18 protein-coding genes and 2 pseudogenes are annotated in these 19,986 nt (G+C 70.0%); 5 read left to right on the top strand and 15 right to left on the bottom strand.

Annotation, left to right across the window (positions count from 1 at the left end):
* Positions 1-19: 19 nt before the first annotated feature.
* The gene (locus tag ABD357_RS37345; protein ID WP_344395751.1) at positions 20-895 is read right to left on the bottom strand and encodes an SDR family NAD(P)-dependent oxidoreductase; all 876 of its coding nucleotides are present in this window, start codon (positions 893-895) and stop codon (positions 20-22) included.
* Positions 896-1,077: 182 nt separating this feature from the next.
* On the opposite strand from ABD357_RS37345, the gene ABD357_RS37340 reads away from it, so the two are divergent.
* Positions 1,078-2,478, top strand: a complete 1,401-nt coding sequence (locus tag ABD357_RS37340) for a glycosyltransferase (protein ID WP_344395750.1) — start codon at positions 1,078-1,080, stop codon at positions 2,476-2,478.
* 26 nt (positions 2,479-2,504) lie between these two features.
* On the opposite strand, the gene ABD357_RS37335 is transcribed toward ABD357_RS37340, so the two are convergent.
* From ABD357_RS37335 to ABD357_RS37320, 4 genes and pseudogenes are all read right to left on the bottom strand, one after another.
* Positions 2,505-3,443, bottom strand: a complete 939-nt coding sequence (locus tag ABD357_RS37335; protein ID WP_344395749.1) for a DMT family transporter — start codon at positions 3,441-3,443, stop codon at positions 2,505-2,507.
* Positions 3,444-3,473: 30 nt separating this feature from the next.
* Positions 3,474-4,970 (bottom strand): hopanoid C-3 methylase HpnR, encoded by a 1,497-nt coding sequence (gene hpnR / locus ABD357_RS37330; protein WP_344395747.1) that lies wholly within the window; start codon positions 4,968-4,970, stop codon positions 3,474-3,476.
* A gap of 308 nt (positions 4,971-5,278) precedes the next feature.
* Positions 5,279-5,521 (bottom strand): annotated as a pseudogene (locus ABD357_RS37325) (response regulator transcription factor); the annotation flags it as partial.
* A gap of 1 nt (position 5,522) precedes the next feature.
* Positions 5,523-6,323 (bottom strand): annotated as a pseudogene (locus ABD357_RS37320) (MMPL family transporter); the annotation flags it as partial.
* 123 nt (positions 6,324-6,446) lie between these two features.
* On the opposite strand from ABD357_RS37320, the gene ABD357_RS37315 reads away from it, so the two are divergent.
* Positions 6,447-7,922, top strand: a complete 1,476-nt coding sequence (locus tag ABD357_RS37315) for an AlkA N-terminal domain-containing protein (RefSeq protein WP_344395792.1) — start codon at positions 6,447-6,449, stop codon at positions 7,920-7,922.
* Between the two features lie 58 nt (positions 7,923-7,980).
* Positions 7,981-8,463, top strand: a complete 483-nt coding sequence (locus ABD357_RS37310; protein WP_344395746.1) for a methylated-DNA--[protein]-cysteine S-methyltransferase — start codon at positions 7,981-7,983, stop codon at positions 8,461-8,463.
* A gap of 385 nt (positions 8,464-8,848) precedes the next feature.
* Here the strand turns inward: ABD357_RS37310 and ABD357_RS37305 are convergent, their stop codons facing one another.
* The 4 genes from ABD357_RS37305 to ABD357_RS37290 all read right to left on the bottom strand — a co-directional run bounded on the left by ABD357_RS37305 (position 8,849) and on the right by ABD357_RS37290 (position 13,778).
* The gene (locus tag ABD357_RS37305) at positions 8,849-9,574 is read right to left on the bottom strand and encodes an SIR2 family NAD-dependent protein deacylase (RefSeq protein ID WP_344395745.1); all 726 of its coding nucleotides are present in this window, start codon (positions 9,572-9,574) and stop codon (positions 8,849-8,851) included.
* Between the two features lie 57 nt (positions 9,575-9,631).
* On the bottom strand, positions 9,632-11,896 hold the full coding sequence (locus ABD357_RS37300; RefSeq protein WP_344395744.1) for a protein kinase domain-containing protein: 2,265 nt from the start codon (positions 11,894-11,896) through the stop codon (positions 9,632-9,634).
* Between the two features lie 298 nt (positions 11,897-12,194).
* A complete protein-coding gene (locus ABD357_RS37295) occupies positions 12,195-12,689 on the bottom strand; it encodes an NUDIX domain-containing protein (RefSeq protein WP_344395742.1) in 495 nt (164 codons plus the stop codon).
* A gap of 21 nt (positions 12,690-12,710) precedes the next feature.
* Positions 12,711-13,778, bottom strand: coding sequence for an ADP-ribosylglycohydrolase family protein (locus tag ABD357_RS37290; protein ID WP_344395740.1), 1,068 nt, complete (start codon positions 13,776-13,778; stop codon positions 12,711-12,713).
* 109 nt (positions 13,779-13,887) lie between these two features.
* On the opposite strand from ABD357_RS37290, the gene ABD357_RS37285 reads away from it, so the two are divergent.
* Positions 13,888-14,175: a hypothetical protein gene (locus tag ABD357_RS37285; RefSeq protein ID WP_344395738.1), complete on the top strand. Its 288-nt coding sequence runs from the start codon at positions 13,888-13,890 to the stop codon at positions 14,173-14,175.
* A 129-nt stretch (positions 14,176-14,304) separates the two neighbouring features.
* Complete coding sequence (locus tag ABD357_RS37280; protein WP_344395736.1) at positions 14,305-15,471, top strand: glycerate kinase; 1,167 nt, start codon at positions 14,305-14,307, stop codon at positions 15,469-15,471.
* 151 nt (positions 15,472-15,622) lie between these two features.
* On the opposite strand, the gene ABD357_RS37275 is transcribed toward ABD357_RS37280, so the two are convergent.
* The 6 genes from ABD357_RS37275 to ABD357_RS37250 form a co-directional block, all read right to left on the bottom strand.
* Positions 15,623-16,270 (bottom strand): class I SAM-dependent methyltransferase, encoded by a 648-nt coding sequence (locus ABD357_RS37275; protein WP_344395734.1) that lies wholly within the window; start codon positions 16,268-16,270, stop codon positions 15,623-15,625.
* Positions 16,255-16,488, bottom strand: coding sequence for an AfsR/SARP family transcriptional regulator (locus tag ABD357_RS37270; RefSeq protein ID WP_344395732.1), 234 nt, complete (start codon positions 16,486-16,488; stop codon positions 16,255-16,257). Before ABD357_RS37270 ends, ABD357_RS37275 begins: the two co-directional genes overlap by 16 nt.
* 104 nt (positions 16,489-16,592) lie before the next feature.
* Positions 16,593-17,411: a CDP-diacylglycerol--serine O-phosphatidyltransferase gene (pssA, locus tag ABD357_RS37265; protein ID WP_344395791.1), complete on the bottom strand. Its 819-nt coding sequence runs from the start codon at positions 17,409-17,411 to the stop codon at positions 16,593-16,595.
* 28 nt (positions 17,412-17,439) lie between these two features.
* Positions 17,440-18,096: a phosphatidylserine decarboxylase gene (locus ABD357_RS37260; protein ID WP_344395730.1), complete on the bottom strand. Its 657-nt coding sequence runs from the start codon at positions 18,094-18,096 to the stop codon at positions 17,440-17,442.
* Positions 18,097-18,265: 169 nt separating this feature from the next.
* On the bottom strand, positions 18,266-19,471 hold the full coding sequence (locus tag ABD357_RS37255) for an acyl-CoA dehydrogenase family protein (RefSeq protein ID WP_344395729.1): 1,206 nt from the start codon (positions 19,469-19,471) through the stop codon (positions 18,266-18,268).
* A 2-nt stretch (positions 19,472-19,473) separates the two neighbouring features.
* Positions 19,474-19,986: a MaoC family dehydratase gene (locus tag ABD357_RS37250; protein ID WP_165343636.1), complete on the bottom strand. Its 513-nt coding sequence runs from the start codon at positions 19,984-19,986 to the stop codon at positions 19,474-19,476.

Raw genomic sequence — 19,986 nt, 5'->3', positions numbered from 1 at the left:
TGCTCACCGCGCGGCAGCGTCAGCCGAACCGGGCCGCGAGACGCCGGTACAGGGCCGGTGCCGCGCCGTGCAGCCGGCTGGGCATGTGGAGCCAGCCAGGTACGTACACCTCGTCGCGGTTGCGGGTGATGGCCTGCCAGACGGCTTCGGCGACTCGTTCGGCCGGTACCGGTCTGGGGCGCGAGCGCAGGTACGGAGCGCCGCGTCGTTCGAAGAACGGGGTGTCCACGACCCCTGGCATGACATGGCTGATGCCCACGCCCGTGCCGCGCAACTCGTAGCGGAGCGCCTCGGCGAAGGTGCCGAGGGCGGCCTTGGCGGCGGAGTAGACGGCCTCGTCACGGACCCCGAGGCTGCCGGCGACGGAGCCGATGAGCACCACCCGGCCGGTGCCCTGGCTGACCATGCCCGGCAGCAGGAGCCGTACCAGATGCACCGGCGCCAGTACGTCGACGGAGAACACCTCGTCGATGGCCCCCGGAGGCATGGTGTCGAACGGCCCCGCCCAGCCGATGCCGGCCCCGGCCACCAGCAGATCGACCCGGCCGGCGGAGTCCAGGACGTACTCGGCGAGCCGTCGGTCCGCTCCCGGCTCGGCCAGATCCGTGGGGAAGGCGTCGGCCGAGGTGTCGTTGGCGCTCTGGTCGAGGTCCTGGGCGACTCGCTCGAGCCGCGTCCGGTCGCGCCCGTTGAGTACGAGGTGCCAGTTGCCCTCCGCCGCCAGGCGCCGTGCGACGGCGGCGCCGATTCCCGAGGAGGCGCCCGTCACCAGGGCCACGCTCGTTCTGGGTGCCGACGCATCGGCCGGGTGTGGGTGGGTGCCCGTGTCCGTCCCGGCCGCGGTGCCGACGGGCGCGGTGGCTTCGGAGCCGGTGGGGGAAGCGTTGTGGGGCACGGTAGTCGTCCTCTGCAACCGGTGAAGCCACATGTCGGTTGGTGACGGGGTACTCCGGGCCCAGTGTACGAAGAGACTGCCCTGTCCGCCCGGCCCGTGCGCGGGCAGTCGTACGTCGCCGCTCGCGCCCACCTGCCCCAATCCCTGGTAGGAAGCGCAGGCCGACGGGTACTACGAGTGCCATGGGCGATTCACTTTCCGGGCTTTCGGAACCTTCCGGACTTTCCCTCGCCGAGGCGTACGACCTTCCGGGTACCGGCCGGGCGCACCACCCTGTCCCGTCCGTCGCTGTCCTCGTGGAACTGCTCAGGAACGGTGCGTCCGGCGGTCACGTCAAGTGCTGGGAGCACTTCGCCCAAGCCGCGGCCCGGCACACCGGGCCCGGCGCCGGTATCGACCTGACCGTGTACGTCCTCGGCGAGCGGGAGAGCGTGGAGCCGCTGTCGCCCCGCGTGCGGTTCGTCAGCCTGCGGCCGGTGCTCAGCACGGCGGCCCTGATGCCCGCGGTCGGCGGAGTCGACATCGTCGATCTGGCGCCCTTCCACCCCGGGCTGTCCAGGCTGCTTCCGCGTCACGACGTCTGGCACCTCACGCACACCTTCGCCTTCGCCTCCACGGCGGCCCTTCTGGTCCGACGCGCGGACCGGGGCAGGACAGCCGAACGACCGGGTGTGGTGGGTTCGCTCCACACGGACGTCCCGGCCCTGGCGTCCGTGTACCTGAAGCAGATGCTCGGCAGGACCCCGGCCCTGGCCTGGATGGACGGGCGGTTCCCCGGCGGGGGCGCGCCGGGCGCGGTCGCCCGGCTGGCCCGGCGGCGGCGCGACCGGCTGATCCGGATGTGCGACCGGGTGCTCGTCGCCTCGCCGAACGATCGCGCCGAGATCACCGCGCTGACGGACCCCGACCGGGTCTCGCAGCTGCGGCGAGGCATCGACCGTGAGCGGTTCCGGCCCGATCCCTGGGCCCGCGGCGCCCTCGCCCGGGCCCACGGCGTGCCCGTGGACCGGCCGCTCATCCTGTTCGTGGGCCGCGTGGACGCCTCCAAGCGTGCCCTGCTGCTCGCCGAGGCGGTGGACCGGATGAGGCGGCAGGGGCATGCCGTACATCTGCTGATGGTCGGCACGGGTGCCGACCGGGGCCGGGTCGCGGAACTGCTCGGCCCCGACGTGACGCTGCTCGGGCCGCAGCCCCAGGAGTGGCTGGCCCGGGTGTACGCCGGATGCGATGTGTTCGCCTTCCCGTCCCGGACGGAGACCGTCGGCAACGTCGTCGCCGAGGCGATGGCCTGCCGCCTCCCCGTGGTGCTGCCCGCGGGTGCCCGGACCACGCAGTGGCTGGCCGGGCCGGAGCGGGACGGCCTGGTCGTACGGCACGACGACGCGGCGGGGTGGGCGCAGGTGCTGACCGAACTGGTGACGCGACCGGAGCTGCGCCGTGTGGTGGGGGAGCGGGCGGTCGCCACGGCCCGGCACCGGCACCCCACCTGGGCTCAGGTGTTCGCCGACGACCTGTTGCCGGTCTGGCAGGAAGCGGCGGCGGTCGCATCGGCCTCCGGCGGATCCGCCACACGCCGCATGTGAGCGCGACCTGAGGCTGCCGATGGGCACTACGACCAGAAGTCCGTCGTGCGCTCGGCAGCCGCTCGTCTGCCGCCGGGACCGTCAGCAACCGAGGAATGGTGCGTCTCGCGCGGGTGCAGCGCGGCGATCAAGGGCGACGAGTTCAGCCGTACGATCCCGAAGACCGTGAGGCACACACCCAGGACCGTAAAAGCTGAGGTGGGCCAGCCGTGGTGCAGTGACTCCCCGAACAACGTCGTGCCGGTCGCGATGGCCACGGCCGGTTCCGTCGCGTCCATCACCGTCATCGTGGCGGCCAGCGGCCCCGCCTGGAACGCGCTCTGGATCAGCAGCAGCCCGGCGAAACTGGCGATGACCAGCAGATACGTCTGCCAGGCCGTGAACAGCGCGAGCAGGCCCCGTTCCACGTGCGCGACGGTGATGGTCAGCAGCACGGACTGGAAACCCATCACCGCTCCGCCGGCCAGGGCCACGAGAGACGCCCGCCACGTACCGCTCACGAACCGGCGCGCCACCAGCGCGCCGAGCGTCACCCCGCAGACCGAGCCCAGCGTCATCAGCCAGGGCCCGAGATCCGCGTCCGTCGAGCTGCCGCCGTGCGGCCGTGCGGTGGACAGGGCGAGCGCCAGACCGGCCGCCACCGCGAAGGTGCCGATCCACTCCCGAACACCCAGCCGCTTGCGGCTGAGCCGCGCGGACAGCGGCACCGCGAAGATCAGCTCGCAGACGATCAGCGGCTGCACCAGGCTGAGCGGTGCGGAAGCAAGGGCCAGGGCCTGGAACCCGTAGGCGATGAAGGCGAAGGCGATCCCGGACAGCCACAGCGGCATCCGGACCAGATGGCTGAGCAGGGTCCAGGAGAGCGCTTCCTCGGCGGGCCGGGCGCTGGCCGCCCGCTGCTGGAGCACTCCTGCCAGGGCGAAGCAGGCGCCCGCGGCGAGTGAGGCGAGGACGGCGACCGGCATACCGGGCCCTGTTCCGGGGCTCGCGGCCGGTCAGTGCTGCGGCCCGGGCGGCTTGGCGTGGGCGGCAGGCCGGGTGTGGACGTACAGCTCGCGGCGGTCGCCGAGGTCGGTGTGCGGGGGCAGGGGCAGTTCGTAGCGGACCGGGCGGGCGTGGTCGGCGAGTTGTCGCTGCGGGTTGTACACACGGTTGAACTTCCACAGCATGCGGGCGAAGTTCGTCTGACCGTGGGCGAGATTGCGGCCGAGGACGCGTGCCGCGCCGAAGGCGGTGCGCAGACCGAGGTGCTTCTTGTGCAGGACGGCCTGGGTGCGGACCAGCTCCCGGTAGAAGACGTCGAGCGGCAGGGCCGTGGGCACGACGGCGTGCTGGATGTCGAAGAGCCGGTAGTCGCGGGTGGTCAGCCGGCGCGACTCGGTGTGCCAGATCTCCGTACCCGGATACGGCGTCATCACGGTGAGGTGGACGATCTCCGGTACGGACAGCGCGAACTCGCGGACGACCCGGAAGCGTTCCTCGTCCCAGGCCGGGTCCACGATCAGGTTGATGGCGACGTTGATGCCGAGCTTGCGGGCCGTCTCCAGGGCGTGAAAATTTTCGTCCGGGCTGACCCGTTTGCGGTACAGCTCGAGGCCCTCCTCGTCGAGCGCCTCCATGCCGAGGAACATGTAGCTCAGCCCCAGCCTGGCCCAGCGCTCGAAGACCTCCGTGTGGCGCAGCAGTACGTCGCTGCGGGTCTCCAGGTAGTAGCGCTTGCGGATCCCCCGGCGTTCCACCTGCGCGGCGATGGCGTCGCCGTGCTCCGGGCGGATGAACGCGACGTCGTCGACGATGAACACGTTCGGCTCCTGGATGGAGGCGAGCTCGTCGGCCGCCGCTTCCGGGGACGCCTTGCGGTAGCTGCGGCCGTAGAAGGTCCACGCCGAGCAGAACGAGCAGTCCCAGGGGCAGCCGCGGGTGAACTCGATGGAGGCGCACGGGTCGAGTTCCCCGATGAAGTACCGGCGGCGGTGACGCATGAGGTCGCGGGCCGGTCGCGGCGAGTCGATGCCGTGCAGCAGCCGCGGGGCGGGCCCGTGGCCGTCCGCGGTGACCACGCCCGGGACGCCGTCCACACCACCGTCACGGACCGCTTCGAGCAGCGGGCCCACGGCCGGTTCGCCCTCGCCGCGGACCACCGCGTCGACAGCTCCCTCCGCCTGGGCGAGCACGTCCTCGGCGACGAAGGAGACGCTGTGGCCGCCGAAGAAGACGAAACAGCCGGGCACGGTCCGTTTCGTCCACTCGGCGATCTCGATGGCCTCCGGAATGTTGGCGAGGTAGTTCAGCGAGATGCCGAGCGCTTCCGGCTGGAAGGACGCGAGTTCCGAACGCAGATCCGCGTGGTCGAGCACCTGGAGGTCCACCACTCGTACCTGATGACCTGCGTCGCGGGCGGCGCCGGCCACTCGTTCAAGACCGAGTGGTTCCAGCCTCAGGAAGATCTCCGAGTACAGCAGGGCGCTGGGGTGGACGAGCAGTAGGCGCATGGATCACCTCGGGACGGAGACGGCTGCCGCTGTTCAAACAATGCCAGCGCCTCCGGCTTTCGGCTCCTTGGGCGGGTTGCCTCCGGCGGTTGAGCGGGGTGCCTACAGGGGCGGTGGATTGCGGTTCGTTTGCGGGTGCGGGTTCGTCGTGGCTTGTCGCGCAGTTCCCCGCGCCCCTAAAAACCTGCGCCTTGCCCACAACCCCGCCCACGACGCACCTAAGGGGCGCGGGGCGTGACGCTATGCGGCTCCGCCGCGTGGGCGCGAGTAACCACAATGCACCCGCACCCGACAACGAACCCACCCGCTCAACCGCCGGAGGCAGGGAGTACGAGGCCGGACTGGTAGGCGATGACGACCAGTTGGGCGCGGTCGCGGGCATCGAGCTTCGTCATGGCGCGCTGCACGTGGGTGCGGACGGTCAGCGGGCTGAGGAAAAGGACGTCGGCGATCTCCGCGTTCGACTTGCCCTCGGCGGCCAGGGCCATCACCTCGCGTTCGCGGGCGGTCAGCGCGGCGAGGCGTTCGGCCGGGGCCAGATGGGGGCCGGCCTCCGGAGAACACCGCGATCGTGATCAGCGCGGCGGCCACGACCACACGGGCGCTGTAGCGGAATCCGGAGACGACCGCCTGCGCGGGCCGGTCCCCGTGGACGTACGCCTCACGCATCCGGGAGACCAGGAAGACCTCGTAGTCCATGGCGAGACCGAAGACGATGCCCACCAGGAAGATCGGCATGAGGCTCATGATCGGACCCCTCTCGGTGACCCCGAGGAGCTCGGCACCCCAGCCCCACTGGAAGACGGCGACGACCGCGCCGAGGGCCGCGAGCACCGACAGCAGGAAGCCCACGGCCGCCTTGAGGGGCACCAGGATGGACCGGAAGACCACCAGCAGCAGCACGATCGCCAGGCCCACCACGACCACGAGGTACGCGATCAGCGCGTCCTGCACCTTCTGGGCGACGTCGATGTTCACCGCGGTGGTGCCGGTGACCTGGAAGGAAGCCCCGTTCGTCGCGGCCTCGACACCGGGGCGCCCGTCGCGCAGCGACTGGACGAGATCCTTGGTCGCCTCGTCGCTGGGCCCGGTGCCCGGGACGGCGGAGAACACCGCGGTGTCGCCCGCGGGGTTGAACTGGGCCGGCGAGACGGAGACGACCCCCTTTGTGGCACCGACCTGCTCGGAGATCGTCGTCACCGCGGCCTTGGGGTCGTCGGCCTCATCGGCGTCCACGACGAAGGTCAGCGGCCCGTTGAAGCCGGGACCGAAGCCGTCGGCGAGGGCGTCATAGGCGCGGCGCTCGGTGGTCGACGTGGACTTGACCTCGGCTCCGGGCATACCCAGCTGCAGCGGCGCCGGCCCCAGCTACATGTCGCATTCTCGCCAGCCACCGCCATGACCATGGCCGATGCTGGAGGCATGCAGAACGGGACGTACAAGCAGAACGGGACGTACAACGGGACACGGAACGCCATGCACACCGACACCGAACGCTGCGTTCGGGCCGTCCAGTCGAAGGACGCCCGCTTCGACGGCTGGTTCTACACCGCGGTGCTGACGACCCGGATCTACTGCCGGCCCAGCTGCCCGGTCGTGCCGCCGAAGCCGGAGAACATGACGTTCTACCCGAGCGCGGCAGCCTGCCAGCAGGCAGGATTCCGGGCCTGCAAGCGCTGCCGCCCCGACACCAGCCCCGGCTCGCCCGAATGGAACCAGCGCGCCGACCTGGTCGCCCGCGCGATGCGGCTGATCGGCGACGGAGTCGTGGACCGCGAGGGCGTCACCGGTCTCGCGACACGGCTCGGCTACAGCACCCGGCAGATCGAACGCCAGCTCTTGGCCGAACTGGGCGCAGGCCCGCTCGCCCTCGCCCGAGCCCAGCGCGCCCACACCGCCCGCCTCCTCATCGAGACGACCCCGGTCCCGATGGCCGAGATCGCCTTCGCGGCGGGCTTCTCCTCCATCCGCACCTTCAACGACACGGTCCGCGAGGTCTTCGCCCTCGCCCCGAGCGAACTACGCGCCCGGGTACCCAAGAACCGCGCCAACTCGCCCGGTACGCCAGGGGTATTGGCGCTACGCCTCCCCTTCCGGGCCCCGCTCAACCCCGACAACCTCTTCGGTCATCTCGCCGCCACGGCCGTACCCGGCGTCGAGGAATGGCGCGACGGCGCATACCGCCGCACCCTGCGCCTGCCCTACGGTCACGGCGTCGTCGCACTCACCCCGAAGTCCGACCACATCGGCTGCCGGCTCAGCCTCAGCGACATGCGCGACCTGACCGTCGCCATCAGCCGCTGCCGCCGCATGCTCGACCTCGACGCCGACCCGGTCGCGGTCGACGACCAGTTGCGTACGGATCCACTGCTCGCCCCGCTCGTCGACAAGGCGCCGGGCCGCCGGGTGCCGCGTACCGTCGACGAGGCCGAGTTCGCGATGCGCGCGGTGCTCGGCCAGCAGGTGTCCACGGCCGCCGCCCGTACGCACACCGCACGCCTGGTCACGGCGCACGGCGAGACGGTCGACGACCCCGAAGGCGGCCTCACCCACCTCTTCCCCTCCGCCCAGGCGCTGGCCGCGCTCGACCCCGCCTCGCTCGCGATGCCGGCCACACGACGCACCACCTTCACCACGCTCGTACGCCAACTCGCTGACGAATCCCTCCATTTGGGTGTCGAGAGCGACTGGGAGGAGACCCGCGCCCGGCTGCTCACACTGCCCGGCTTCGGCCCGTGGACCGTCGACGTCATCGCGATGCGCGCCCTCGGCGATCCCGACGCCTTCCTGCCCACCGACCTCGGGGTCCGGCGCGCCGCCGGGGAGTTGGGCCTGCCGTCCACGCCCGCCGCGCTCACGGCCCGTGCCGCGGCCTGGCAGCCCTGGCGGGCGTACGCCGTCCAGTATCTCTGGGCGACCGGCGACCATCCCGTCAACTTCCTTCCCGTATAAGCCAGTACAGACCAGCAGAAGCCACTGCAAGCCTGCACAAGTCACCGAAGGACATTCAGTGAAACAGCACACCGTGATCGACAGCCCCTACGGCCCCCTCACCCTCGTCGCCACCGACGGCGTCCTGTCCGGCCTCTATATGACCGACCAGCGCCACCGCCCACCGGAGGAGACCTTCGGCGCACCCGACGACACGCCCTTCGGCGAGACGATCGACCAGCTGAAGGCCTACTTCGCGGGCGAGTTGAAGGAGTTCGACCTGCCCCTGCGCCTCGACGGCACACCGTTCCAGCGCACGGTCTGGGAACAGCTCCGCCGCATCCCCTACGGCGAGACCCGCTCGTACGGCGAACTCGCCGACGCTCTCGGCAACCCCAAGGCCTCCCGCGCCGTGGGCCTCGCCAACGGCAGGAACCCTGTCGGCATCATCGTGCCCTGCCACCGGGTCGTGGGCGCGAACGGCAGCCTCACAGGCTACGGCGGCGGCCTGGACCGCAAGAAGCGACTGCTGGACTTCGAACGGGGCGCCGGGCTCTTCTAGTCGGCCGGCCGCTTCGGGAGCTTCGTCAGGTTCGTCAATGGCAGCGGGGTGACGTTCCGTTTGCGCGTGACGTGACCTGGGTCGCCCAACTGTCCACCTGTTGTGGGCTCTTACGGCGGATCCCGGACTGGGACCAAGTGGCGTGAGCTGGCCTCCAGTTGAAGCAGCAGGAGCTGTACGCCGCGGACCGCGCGCCGGCGCCGGAAACGGAACCGGAGCTGCCGCGAACAGCTCCCCATGGAGCAAGGAACCCTGGACCTGCGATCCTTGCCCGCCATGACAGAGCTGGAATCGCGGGACTACCGCCGCATGCGCCGGCAACCGGCTCACCACCGTGCTGGTCGCCCGCGAAGCGGCATTGGTCTGACGGGCGATCAACCGGCCGTCACGCGGCGATCTTGCGCAGCAGTTCCGGCAGGGCCGTCCCGATCGGCTCCCGTACGACCTCGTCGGCCTGGTCGTCGTACGGAGTCGGCTCGGCGTTCACGATGATCAGTCGCGCCCCGTGCTCGGCGGCGAGCCCCGCGAGCCCCGCCGCGGGCTGCACCTGGAGGCTGGTGCCGACAGCGATGAACACCTGGCAGGCCTTGGTGATGGCGACGGCCTCACCGAGGACCGAGGGGTCGAGCCGCTCGCCGAACATCACCGTCGCCGACTTCAGGATTCCCCCGCACTCCAGGCACGGCGGATCCTCCTCACCCGCCGCGATCCGGGCCAGGGCATCCTCCATCGGGGCCTTCGCCTGACAGCCCGTGCACACCACGGTCCGCGCCGTCCCGTGCAGCTCGAGCACCTTCCGGGCCGGCATCCCGGCGAGCTGATGCAACCCGTCCACGTTCTGCGTGATCACCCGCACCGGCACCCCGGCCCGCTCCAGCTCGGCCACCGCCCGGTGTGCGGCGTTCGGCTCGGCCTGGAGTGTCCGGTTCTTCCGCCGCATCTGCCACGACCGCCGCCGGATCTCCGGATCCCCCATGTAGTACTCGTACGTCACGAGCTTCTGAGCCTCCGGGTCCCGCTGCCACAGCCCGTTCGGGCCGCGGTAGTCGGGGATGCCGGAGTCGGTGGAGATACCGGCCCCGCTGAGAATCGCGACGAGAGGTTTGTCCATGAGCCGAGGGTAGGCAGCCCCGTCCGAGCGGAGCCAACGGATATCGCCGTGGCGCCGTCAGGCAGTCGGCACGCCGTACGTCCGGTCGTAATGGTGGGCAACCAGGAGCCCGGCGCCGTCGCAGGCGAGCTGCCAGTCGTGGACGCCGGTCTCCACGCCGTCGGTGAAGTTCCACAGGAGCGTGCCCCGAGCGGCGTCGATCGCGTAGAAGCCGTTGCCGTTGCGGAAAGCCGGGACGTAGACCTCCCGGGGGCCCGCGACGACCGGATGGTCGGTGTTGAGGCGCGGGGTCGGGCAGAACCAGCGCTTGGAGCCGTTCGCCGCGTTGAAGGCGTACACCCCGGAGGGAGCCGTACCGGTGGCGTAGACCGTGTTGCCGGCGACGCCGAGGGAGGCGAACTGGCCACGTTCCGCCCGCACATTCCAGCGGGTCCGCCCGGTGGCGAGGTGCAGCGCCATGAGTTCCCGGCCGACGGCGAAGACCGTTTTGCCCAGCACCGCCAGACCCGGCCGGAGTTCGTAGCCGACGGGATGCCTCCACCGAACACCGCTGTCGTCGGTGTTCCGGGCCGTCACATTGCGAAATCCGTCGGCGTAGATGAAATTGCCGGGGAAGACGACCGGTTCCAGCGGGATACCGACGTCCTCGGGGCTGATGGGCGTGATGTCGGCCCGGCCGGCCTTGAGGTCGATGCCGAAGACCGTGTTCGTGGACGTCGCGACGCCCTGCCCACCGGACTGGCGCTGGAGTCGCAGACCGATGACGGTGACGACACGGTCACTGACCTTGTCGAACATCGTGTCGAACCGGAAATCCGCTCCGAAGTCGTACGTGAAACGCTCCGTGCCCTTGTCCGGATCGACACCGATCACCGTCGCACCCTCGCCCAGCGCGACCGCGGCGCCGAGGACCTTGACGACCGGAGTGGGTGACTGGCTGATGCCCCGGTAGACCCACTTGGGCCGCGTTCCGTCCTTGAGATCGAGGGCGACCAGGTTGCCCGGGCGGGTCTTCACCAGGGCCGTCCCGCCCTGGAACACGGCCGGTGCCTGAAGCAGCGGATCGCTGCGATACGTCCAGAGCGGCCGCGGCGCCGGGCCGAGCGGTTCAGCGGTCTGCTTGTCCGCCTTGTCTCCCCGGGTGAGCAGCAGAGCGGTGCTGACGACGGCGGCGGTGGTGCCCGCCGACGCGGCGAGAATCGCGCGCCGGGAGAGGCGGCGTCGCGCAGGGGTCTGGCGATGGGCGGGGTAGGCGGCGGGCTCTGGTTCCCGGGGCCGGGGGATGGCGGGAGCCTCGGCCACGTGGCCGGAGCCGTAGGAGTGGTGTGGAGGCGGGGTGGAGGACGCCCCATACCGGTCGTACGCGCGCGGCGCATGGCCGTTGTGGTGGGCGGAGACCGGGATCCGGTTGCGCGATGGAGTGCGCGACGGGGTGTCGAGAGCCCTCAAGGCTGCCGTACGCCGGGCGATCGACGACGCCACCGGCGAGGGCAGCCACCCGCGCCCCACTGTCTGCTCCACTCCGCCGGGCGCACAGGCCGCGTACAGCTGGTCGGCAGTGATCCGGTGACGTGGATCTTTGGCGAGACACAGGCTGATGATCTCGTCCAGTGGCTTGGGTACGCCCGTCAGGTCGGGCGCGTCGTGCACCACCTGGTAGAGAAGGGTGGCCGCCGCGGAGCCGATGAACGGGGCGTGACCGGACGCGGCGTACGTGAGCACCGATCCGAGGGAGAAGATGTCCCCGGCCGGCCCGGTCGGAGCACCGGTGGCCTGCTCGGGACACATGTACTCGAGGGACCCGAAAATGGTTCCGGCGCTGGTGAGGTCATAGCCGTCGTTCGCCCGGACGATGCCGAAGTCGATGACGCGCGGACCGTCGGCAGCAAGCAGCACGTTGGACGGCTTGAGGTCGCGGTGCACAAGTCCCGCCGAGTGCACGTCGAGCAGTGCCTCCGCGGCGCAGGCTCCCAGCGCGAGCACCGATGGCACCGGCAACGGCCCGTGCTCGGCGACCGCCTCTTCGAGGGTCGGCCCGGGTATGTAGGGGGTGGCCAGCCAGGGAGTCGCGGCATCCGGATCGGCGTCCACCAAGGGCACCGTGTATCTGCCGCCGACTGCCTGCGCGGCCGCCACCTCACGACGGAAACGGATACGGAAGGTCCGGTCCGCAAGCTTCTCGGGGCGGATGACCTTGACCGCGACCGCGCGCCCGTACGAAGACGTGGCCAGATAGACCTGTCCCATGCCCCCCGCGCCGAGCCGCGCCAGAAGGCGGTAGGGGCCTAGCTCCTCGGGATCGTCTGGGCCCAGTGGATCCATCGGTCTCCTCGTGTGGCGGAATCGCTACCCTGGGTTGTGGTATTTTCCTTTCGTCCCGCAAGGGATCGGTTCGGGCTGGACCGCAACCTTTGGGTTGGAAGCCCCCCTCCTTCAGGTGGGGGAGCGGAGTCACGACCTCAGCTGCCTGTTGGCAATGCGCTGAGGTGCCCCAGTTCTGGGACGAGGTGTGTGGCGGGCAGGATCGCCCGCACACACTTGAAAGTTAGAATAGGTGCCTGAGTGACAACTGGGGACCATTTTCAGGAAGTTGTTTGGCCGAAACGGTCAACACCCGTCGTCAGGCCACCCGGTGGCCGTTCTCCAGCTCGGCCGTCCCCGATCCGTCCGCGAGTGCGTCGAGGGCGGCCAGTACCCGCCGCCCCGTGGCGCTCGGCAGGAACTCGGCGACTTGGTCGCGCGCCACGAGACGCCAGGACAGCAGCTCCTCCTCCTGCAGGCGGATCGCCTTGAACTGGTCCTCGCGCAGAACACCGCCGTCATACAGATACGCGACGATCGGCGGACGCCCGGCACCCGGCACCCAGTCCACCGCGAGCAGCCGGCCGATCTCCAGATCCAGGCCGATCTCCTCCGCGGTCTCCCGGCGGGCGCCCTGCCGAGGGGTCTCCCCGTCGTCGGACTCGACGGTTCCGCCGGGCAGCGCCCACCCCTCGCGGTAGTTGGGCTCCACGAGCAGCACACGGCCCTCGGCGTCGCGGATGAGTGCGGCGGCACCGGCGAGGACACGGGGGAGACCGGCGATGTACGTGGCGTAGTCAGGAGGAAGGGTCATTGGGGCAGCGTAACGAGGTGTTCACGTGCCCAGCTCCGCCAACCGCACCGTCCGCTCGGCCAGTTCACTGATCCGTACGCCGTCGAAGCCGAACACCGCGCTGCGGACCCTGTTCTCGAGGGGGTCCTTCCACTGCGGGGGGATCGCGGTGGCGCCGTTGAGGACACCCGCGACGGAACCCGCCGTGGCGCCGGTCGAGTCGGTGTCGAGGCCGCCTCGCACGGTCAGGGTGATCGTGCGGGTGAAGTCGCCGTCTCCGTACAGGAGTCCGGCGGTCAGCACCGCGGCGTTCGGGATGGTGTGGATCCAGCCGAGGCCGGAGGTCTCCTCGGCGAGGGTGGTGAGCGTGTCCTCCCAGGGCAGCCGGGACTCGTGGAGCGAGAGCACGCGGCGTACGGTCCGGGACAGGCGGCTGCTCGCCGGGATCACCGCCAGCGCGGTGTCCAGGGCCGACCGTGCGGTCGGCGCGGTGAACGCGGCGGCCACCAGCGCCGCCGCCCACATTGCGCCGTACACACCGTTGGCGGTGTGCGACAGGACGGCGTCCCGGCGGGCGAGGGAGGCCGCGCGTCGAGGGTCGCCCGGGCTGGTCCAGCCGTAGATGTCGGCGCGGATGAGGGCGCCGATCCACTCCTGGTAGGGGTTGTCGTGCGTCGCCGTCAGCGGCGGTTTCAGACCGTCGGCGAGGTTCCGGTACGCGACGCGCTCCGCCGTGAACGTCTGCAGATACGGCAGCCGCAGCAGCCACAGCTCGCCGACCTGCTCCGTGCTGAAGCCGAAGCCGTACGTCTCGAGGAGATCGAGGCCGAGGATCGCGTAGTCGATGTCGTCGTCCCGGCAGCTGCCATGGATCCGGCCGCGTACGCACTCACGCCACTCGGGGCGCAGCTCCAGTTCGACGCCCGGCTCGACGGGCTCGGGCAGATAGTCGGTGAGCGGCAGGGCGGCGGCCTGCCGCAGATAGCGGTCGATGCGGTCCCGCGTCCAGTGGTCGCCCTGCTCGACCGGTTTGCCGAGCATGTTGCCCGCGATCCGGCCCAGCCAGCCCCCGAGAACGCGGTCCGCGACGTCAACACCGACAGGGGTCATACGTCCGGTGTACCGAATTCCCGCCCGTCCTGCCTGGTTTATGCCGATCCCGTCTCGCGCCACATGAGGGTCTCGTCGGGTTTTATTCGTATTGCGGGTTTGGAGATCCATGCGTTCCGTGCGTTCCGTTCAGTCCCTGCGTTCCGCGCAGGCGAAGAGCCGTACGACCGTCCTGGCGGTCGCTGCCGCTGTCGCCGCCCTGTCCGCCACCGCGGCGGCCCCTGCCCATGCCGCGCCCGGCGATCCGCTGGTCACGACGGGGAACGTCGGCAACGTCCGGATGGGCGACACCGACACCCTGGAGGACGTGCTGGAGCACATCAGCGAGCCGTTCGGCGGCAGCGGGACGCTGACGCACCAGATGTACGACTCCCCGGGCGCCGCGACGGCCGAGTGACCTGTGTTCACCAAGGCGCTGTCCGGGGTGCGGGATTCGGCCTGGGCAGCGCCGCCTGAGCCGGTTAGGGTCACAGCGGCGCGACTGCCTTGACATGTCTCAAGGCCCGGAGAACAAGGGGAGTACAAGGTGGCGGACGCTGCAGTGAACCGGACCCGGGGGCGTACCCAGCGGGTGCTGATCGCCGCGGACAAGTTCAAGGGCTCGCTTACGGCCGTGGAGGTCGCGCAGCGGGTGACGGCGGGGCTGCACCGGGTCGCGCCGCGTGTCGAGGTCGAGGCCCTGCCGGTGGCCGACGGTGGCGACGGCACGGTCGACGCCGCGGTCGCGGCCGGGTTCGAGCGGCGTGAGGTACGGGTCGCCGGGCCGCTCGGGGACGAGGTCACCGCCGCGTACGCCCTGCGCGGCGACACGGCGGTCGTGGAGATGGCCGAGGCCAGCGGCTTGCAGCGGCTGCCTCTCGGCGTCCTCGCTCCGCTCACCGCGTCCACGTACGGGTCCGGAGAGCTGCTCCGGGCCGCCCTGGACGCCGGGGCACGGACGATCGTCTTCGGGGTCGGCGGCAGCGCCACGACGGACGGGGGCGCGGGGATGCTGGCCGCGCTCGGAGCTCGCTTCCTGGACGAGAACGGGGAGCCGCTGCCTCCCGGCGGCGGGCCCCTGCGGGAGCTCGCCACGGCAGATCTGTCCGGTCTTGATCCCCGTCTCGCCTCGGTCGACGTGGTGCTCGCGAGCGACGTGGACAATCCGCTGACCGGGCCCAAGGGGGCGCCCGCGGTGTACGGCCCGCAGAAGGGGGCCTCTCCGGATGACGTGGCGGCCCTCGATGCCTCCCTCGCGCATTTCGCCGCGGTTCTGGAGAAGGCGATCGGGGACAGGGCCGCGGAGTACGCTGTCGCGCCCGGTGCGGGGGCCGCCGGCGGTATCGGATACGGGGCTCTTGTGGGCCTCGGGGCGAGCTTCCGGCCCGGGATCGAAGTGATGCTCGACGTTCTCGGCTTCGCGCCCGCGCTGGAACGGGCCACGCTCGTCATCACCGGCGAGGGTTCCCTCGACGAGCAGACCCTCCACGGCAAGGCTCCCGCCGGGGTCGCCGCTGCCGCTCGCGCCGCCGGCAAGGAGGTCATCGCGGTCTGCGGCCGGCTCGCCCTTCCTCCGGAGGCCCTCGGCCGGGCGGGCATCCGCCGGGCGTACCCCCTGACGGACGTGGAGCCCGACGTGGCGCGCTGCATCGCCGAGGCGGGGCCGCTTCTGGAGGACGTGGGGGAGCAGATCGCGCGGGACTTCTTGGTCTGAGGGTTTCTTCGCCCCCGCCTGAAGTCTGGCACGTCGCCTTCGCCTGACGCCCGGCACGCCGTCCCGGGCCTGACGTTCGGCACGCCGTCCCGGCACCTGTAGAGGGCCCGAACCGTTTGGTCCGGGCCCTCCACGGCATCGCTCCCATGGATCACTTGGTCGCGGTGATTACCAGGTTGAAGCCGGTGTCGGCGGCCAGCACCGGGTTGCGGAAGCCCGCCTCGGAGAGCAGCTCGATGCGCTTCGAGGGCCCGCCCTGGGTGCCCAGCCCGTACCCGCCGGGCTGCGCCAGCGACGTCGGCGTGCACACCGATGTGGAGGCGGAGTAGTCGATCCGCACCGACGGGTTGCCGATGCCTTCCTCCAGCCGGTCAAGTGACCACGGTTCGACGGCGACCACGACGCCGCCCTCGGAGAGCACCTCACGGGCGCGGCGCAGGGCCGCGGGGGGATCCCCGAGGTCGTGCAGAGCGTCGAAGAAGACCACCACGTCGTACGGGCCGGGGCCGAAACCGGCGGCATCGCTCATGCGGAACGAGACATTGCCGGGACTGCCCGCCTCGATCGCCTTCGCACGGGCCTTGGTGATCGACGGCTCGTGGGCGTCGAAGCCGGTGACCGTGGACGCGGGCCAGGTCCGGCCGATGAGCAGGCTCGCCACACCGTGCCCGCAGCCCACGTCGGCCACCCGGGCGCCGCGCTCCAGCCGCTTGACGAGCCCTGGCACGGCAGGGAACCAGCTCGAGGTGAGCTCGTGCACGTACGCGGTGCGGAAGAACCGCTCTATGCCGCTGAACACACACGTGGGCAGCGCGCTGTAGTGCCGACGGCACCCCGCGGGGGCTCTTCACCCCAGAGCGCGTCGATCAGGTCGGCCACCGGCACGACCTTCTGCGGGGAGAGGGCGAGTCGGGCCAGCAGTACCCTCTGGGGCAGGCTCGACAGCGGCAGCACCTCACCGCCGACGCTCACCTGAATCGGGCCCAGCAGCCCGATCTCGACCGGCGGTACGCCCACGGCAGCCATTGTGGCCGAACACCGGGCCACCGGCTCCTCGGGTACGTGACAGAGGGCCCGAACCTTCCGGTTCGGGCCCTCTGTCACGTACGTAGGACAACGAGCTAAGGCAACTGCGCCGCCCGCGCCTCACGTCGGTTGTCGCGGAAGTTGTTCACCCTGCGCGCCGTGGCGAAGAGGGGGATCACCGCGCCCGTGACCAGCTGGAGTGCGCAGCCCGTCTGGAGGAGGAGCTGGCCGCCGGGGGCGTCGAAGGCCCACGACGTCAGCAGGCCCATGCTGAGGACGATCCAGGAGAGCATCGCCACCGCGAGGCGGCCCCGCGGCTTCGGGTACTCGACGCGGCTCACCATCAGCCAGGCCGTGCCCAGGATCGCCATGAGCGTGGCGACGAAGGGCAGCTCAAGGAGCACGATGGACACCACGGTCAGCGCGCCGAAGGGTGACGGCATGCCCTGGAAGGTGCCGTCCTTCACTGTCACGCACGAGAATCTGGCGAGCCGCAGTACGACCGCCAGCAGGACCACGATGGCCCCCACCGCCGCCACTCGCTGCTGTGCGTCGTCCGCGACCATGCCGTAGACGAGGACGAAGTACGCGGGTGCCAGACCGAAGCTGATCAGGTCCGAGAGGTTGTCGAGCTCCGCGCCCATGGGGGAGGAGCGCAGTTTGCGGGCCACCAGGCCGTCGAAGAGGTCGAAGACCGCCGCGCACAGCATCAGGATCACGGCCGTGGCCGCGCTGTTCCGGGCCATACCCGACTCCTGGCTGCCCGTGAGGTGCGGGATCAGGATGCCGGTGGTGGTGAAGTACACGGCCATGAAGCCGCAGGTGGCGTTGCCGAGGGTCAGGGTGTCCGCTATTGAGAGGCGGAGTGACAGCGGCATCTCCTCCGCGTCGTCCACCTCGTCGGCATCCGGCACCCAGCCGGTGCCGGGCTGAGTCTCCGGATCAATCACGGTCAACGCGAGTCACCCCAGCCACCGTCTTCTGACCGACCTCCACCGCGACCTCGACGCCCTCGGGGAGGTAGATGTCGACGCGCGAGCCGAAGCGGATCAGACCGATGCGGTCCCCCTGCTCGACCTTGGTGCCCTGCGGAACGTACGGCACGATGCGTCGCGCGACCGCACCGGCGATCTGGATCATCTCGATGTCGCCGAGCTCGGTGTCGAAGTGCCAGACGACGCGCTCGTTGTTCTCGCTCTCCTTGTTGAACGCCGGAACGAAGCCGCCGGGGATGTGCTCGACCGACGTGACCGTGCCGGAGAGCGGGGCGCGGTTCACATGGACGTTCAGCGGGCTCATGAAGATCGCGACGCGGGTGCGGCCGTCCTTCCACGGCATGATGCTCTGCACCACTCCGTCGGCGGGCGAGATGACCCGGCCCGAGGTGATCTCGCGCTCGGGGTCGCGGAAGAACCACAGCATGCCCGCCGCGAGCGCGGTGGCGGGTACGGCCACTGCCTTGGCGGCGCCGGACTTGCGCGCGCGTACCAGGCTGAGGGCTGCGGTGGCGACGGTCGGGAGGAGCCACGGCGATGCTCCGCGCGCGAGGCGTGCGCCGACCAGGCTGTCGCGAGGTGCAGAGATTGGGCTGTGGGGCATGGATGACCTTCGTAGCGGATGATGCCGCGCTGCAGGAGGGGGACGGCGGCTTCCTGGGATCGTACCGGTCGCGGGCCACAACTGGGCAAGCCAGGAAGCCGAGTCAACGGCCGAAGAGTCTTGACGGGGTGTGATGTTCACCTCGAGCAAAACACCCCAATCGGCACGTCTAACCCTGGAATCGATACTCTTCGAGCAGCCGGCGCCCGATGATCATTTTCTGGATCTCGGCCGTACCTTCGCCGATCAGCAGCATCGGAGCCTCACGGTAGAGGCGCTCGATCTCGTACTCCTTCGAGAAGCCGTAGCCGCCATGGATTCGGAACGCGTCCTCCACGACTTCCTTGCAGTATTCGGAGGCGAGGTACTTCGCCATCCCTGCCTCGAGGTCGTTTCGCTCCCCTGAGTCCTTTTTGCGAGCTGCGTTCACCATCATCGCATGGGCGGCCTCGACCTTGGTGGCCATCTCGGCCAGCTTGAACTGAATGGCCTGGTGCTGGGCGATCGCCTTGCCGAAAGTGTGACGCTGCTGGGCATAGGAGACGCCGAGCTCAAACGCGCGCTGAGCGACGCCACAGCCACGCGCCGCCACATTGACTCGGCCGACCTCGACACCGTCCATCATTTGGTAAAAGCCGCGGCCGGTGACTCCGCCGAGCACGCGATTGGCCGGAATGCGCAGGCCATCCATGATCAGCTCAGTGGTGTCCACGCCCTTGTAGCCCATCTTGTCGATCTTCCCGGGGATGGTGAGGCCGGGCCGGACCTCGCCGAAGCCGGGCTCCTTCTCGACCAGGAAGGTCGTCATCGACTTGTGGGGCGCGGTGCCCTCAGGGTGTCCTTCGTCACTTTTCACGAGGACGGCCACGAGCGTCGACGTACCGCCGTTGGTCAGCCACATCTTCTGACCGTTCAGGACGTACTCCTCGCCGTCCTTGACCGCCTTCGAGGTGATCGCCGACACGTCCGAGCCGAGCGCCGGCTCCGACATGGAGAACGCACCGCGCACCTCGCCCGCCGCCATACGCGGCAGGAAGTACTCCTTCTGCTCCTCCGTGCCGTGCTGCTTGAGCATGTACGCCACGATGAAGTGCGTGTTGATGATGCCGGACACCGACATCCAGCCGCGCGCGATCTCCTCGACGCAGAGGGCGTACGTCAGGAGCGACTCGCCCAGGCCCCCGTACTCCTCGGGGATCATCAGCCCGAAGAGGCCCAACTCCTTGAGGCCGTCGACGATCTGCTGCGGGTACTCGTCGCGGTGCTCCAGCTCGGTCGCGACCGGGATGATCTCCTTGTCCACGAAGTCCCGGACGGTGGACAGGATCTCCTGCTGGATGTCGGTCAGACCGGCGGTCTGGGCGAGTCGGGCCATGGCTACTTCTCCTGCTCCTTGAGCTGGGGCCGGCCGGGCTGCTCGCCGCCGCGCTCCTTGATGTACGTCTCGGTGGGAACCATCACCTTGCGGCGGAACACGCAGACCAGTGTGCCGTCCTGCTTGTAACCCTTTGTCTCGACGTAAACGATTCCGCGGTCGTTCTTCGACTTGGAGGGCGTCTTGTCGAGGACAGTCGTCTCGCCGTAGATCGTGTCGCCGTGGAAGGTCGGCGCGACGTGACGGAGGGACTCGATCTCCAGGTTCGCGATCGCCTTCCCGGACACGTCCGGCACGGACATGCCGAGCAGCAGGGAGTAGATGTAGTTCCCCACGACGACGTTCTTCCCGAAGTCCGTCGTGTTCTCCGCATAGTTGGTGTCCATGTGGAGGGGGTGGTGATTCATCGTCAGGAGACAGAAGAGGTGGTCGTCGTACTCCGTGACCGTCTTCCCGGGCCAGTGCTTGTAGACGTCCCCGACGGTGAACTCTTCGTAGGTGCGGCCGAACTGCAT

Origin of the sequence: Streptomyces vastus (genome assembly GCF_039532825.1) — a bacterium.
In the GTDB taxonomy this organism is placed as follows: Bacteria; Actinomycetota; Actinomycetes; order Streptomycetales; family Streptomycetaceae; genus Streptomyces; species Streptomyces vastus.
Note: the sequence above shows the minus strand (reverse complement) of the source record. Positions and strands in the feature narration are given on the sequence as shown.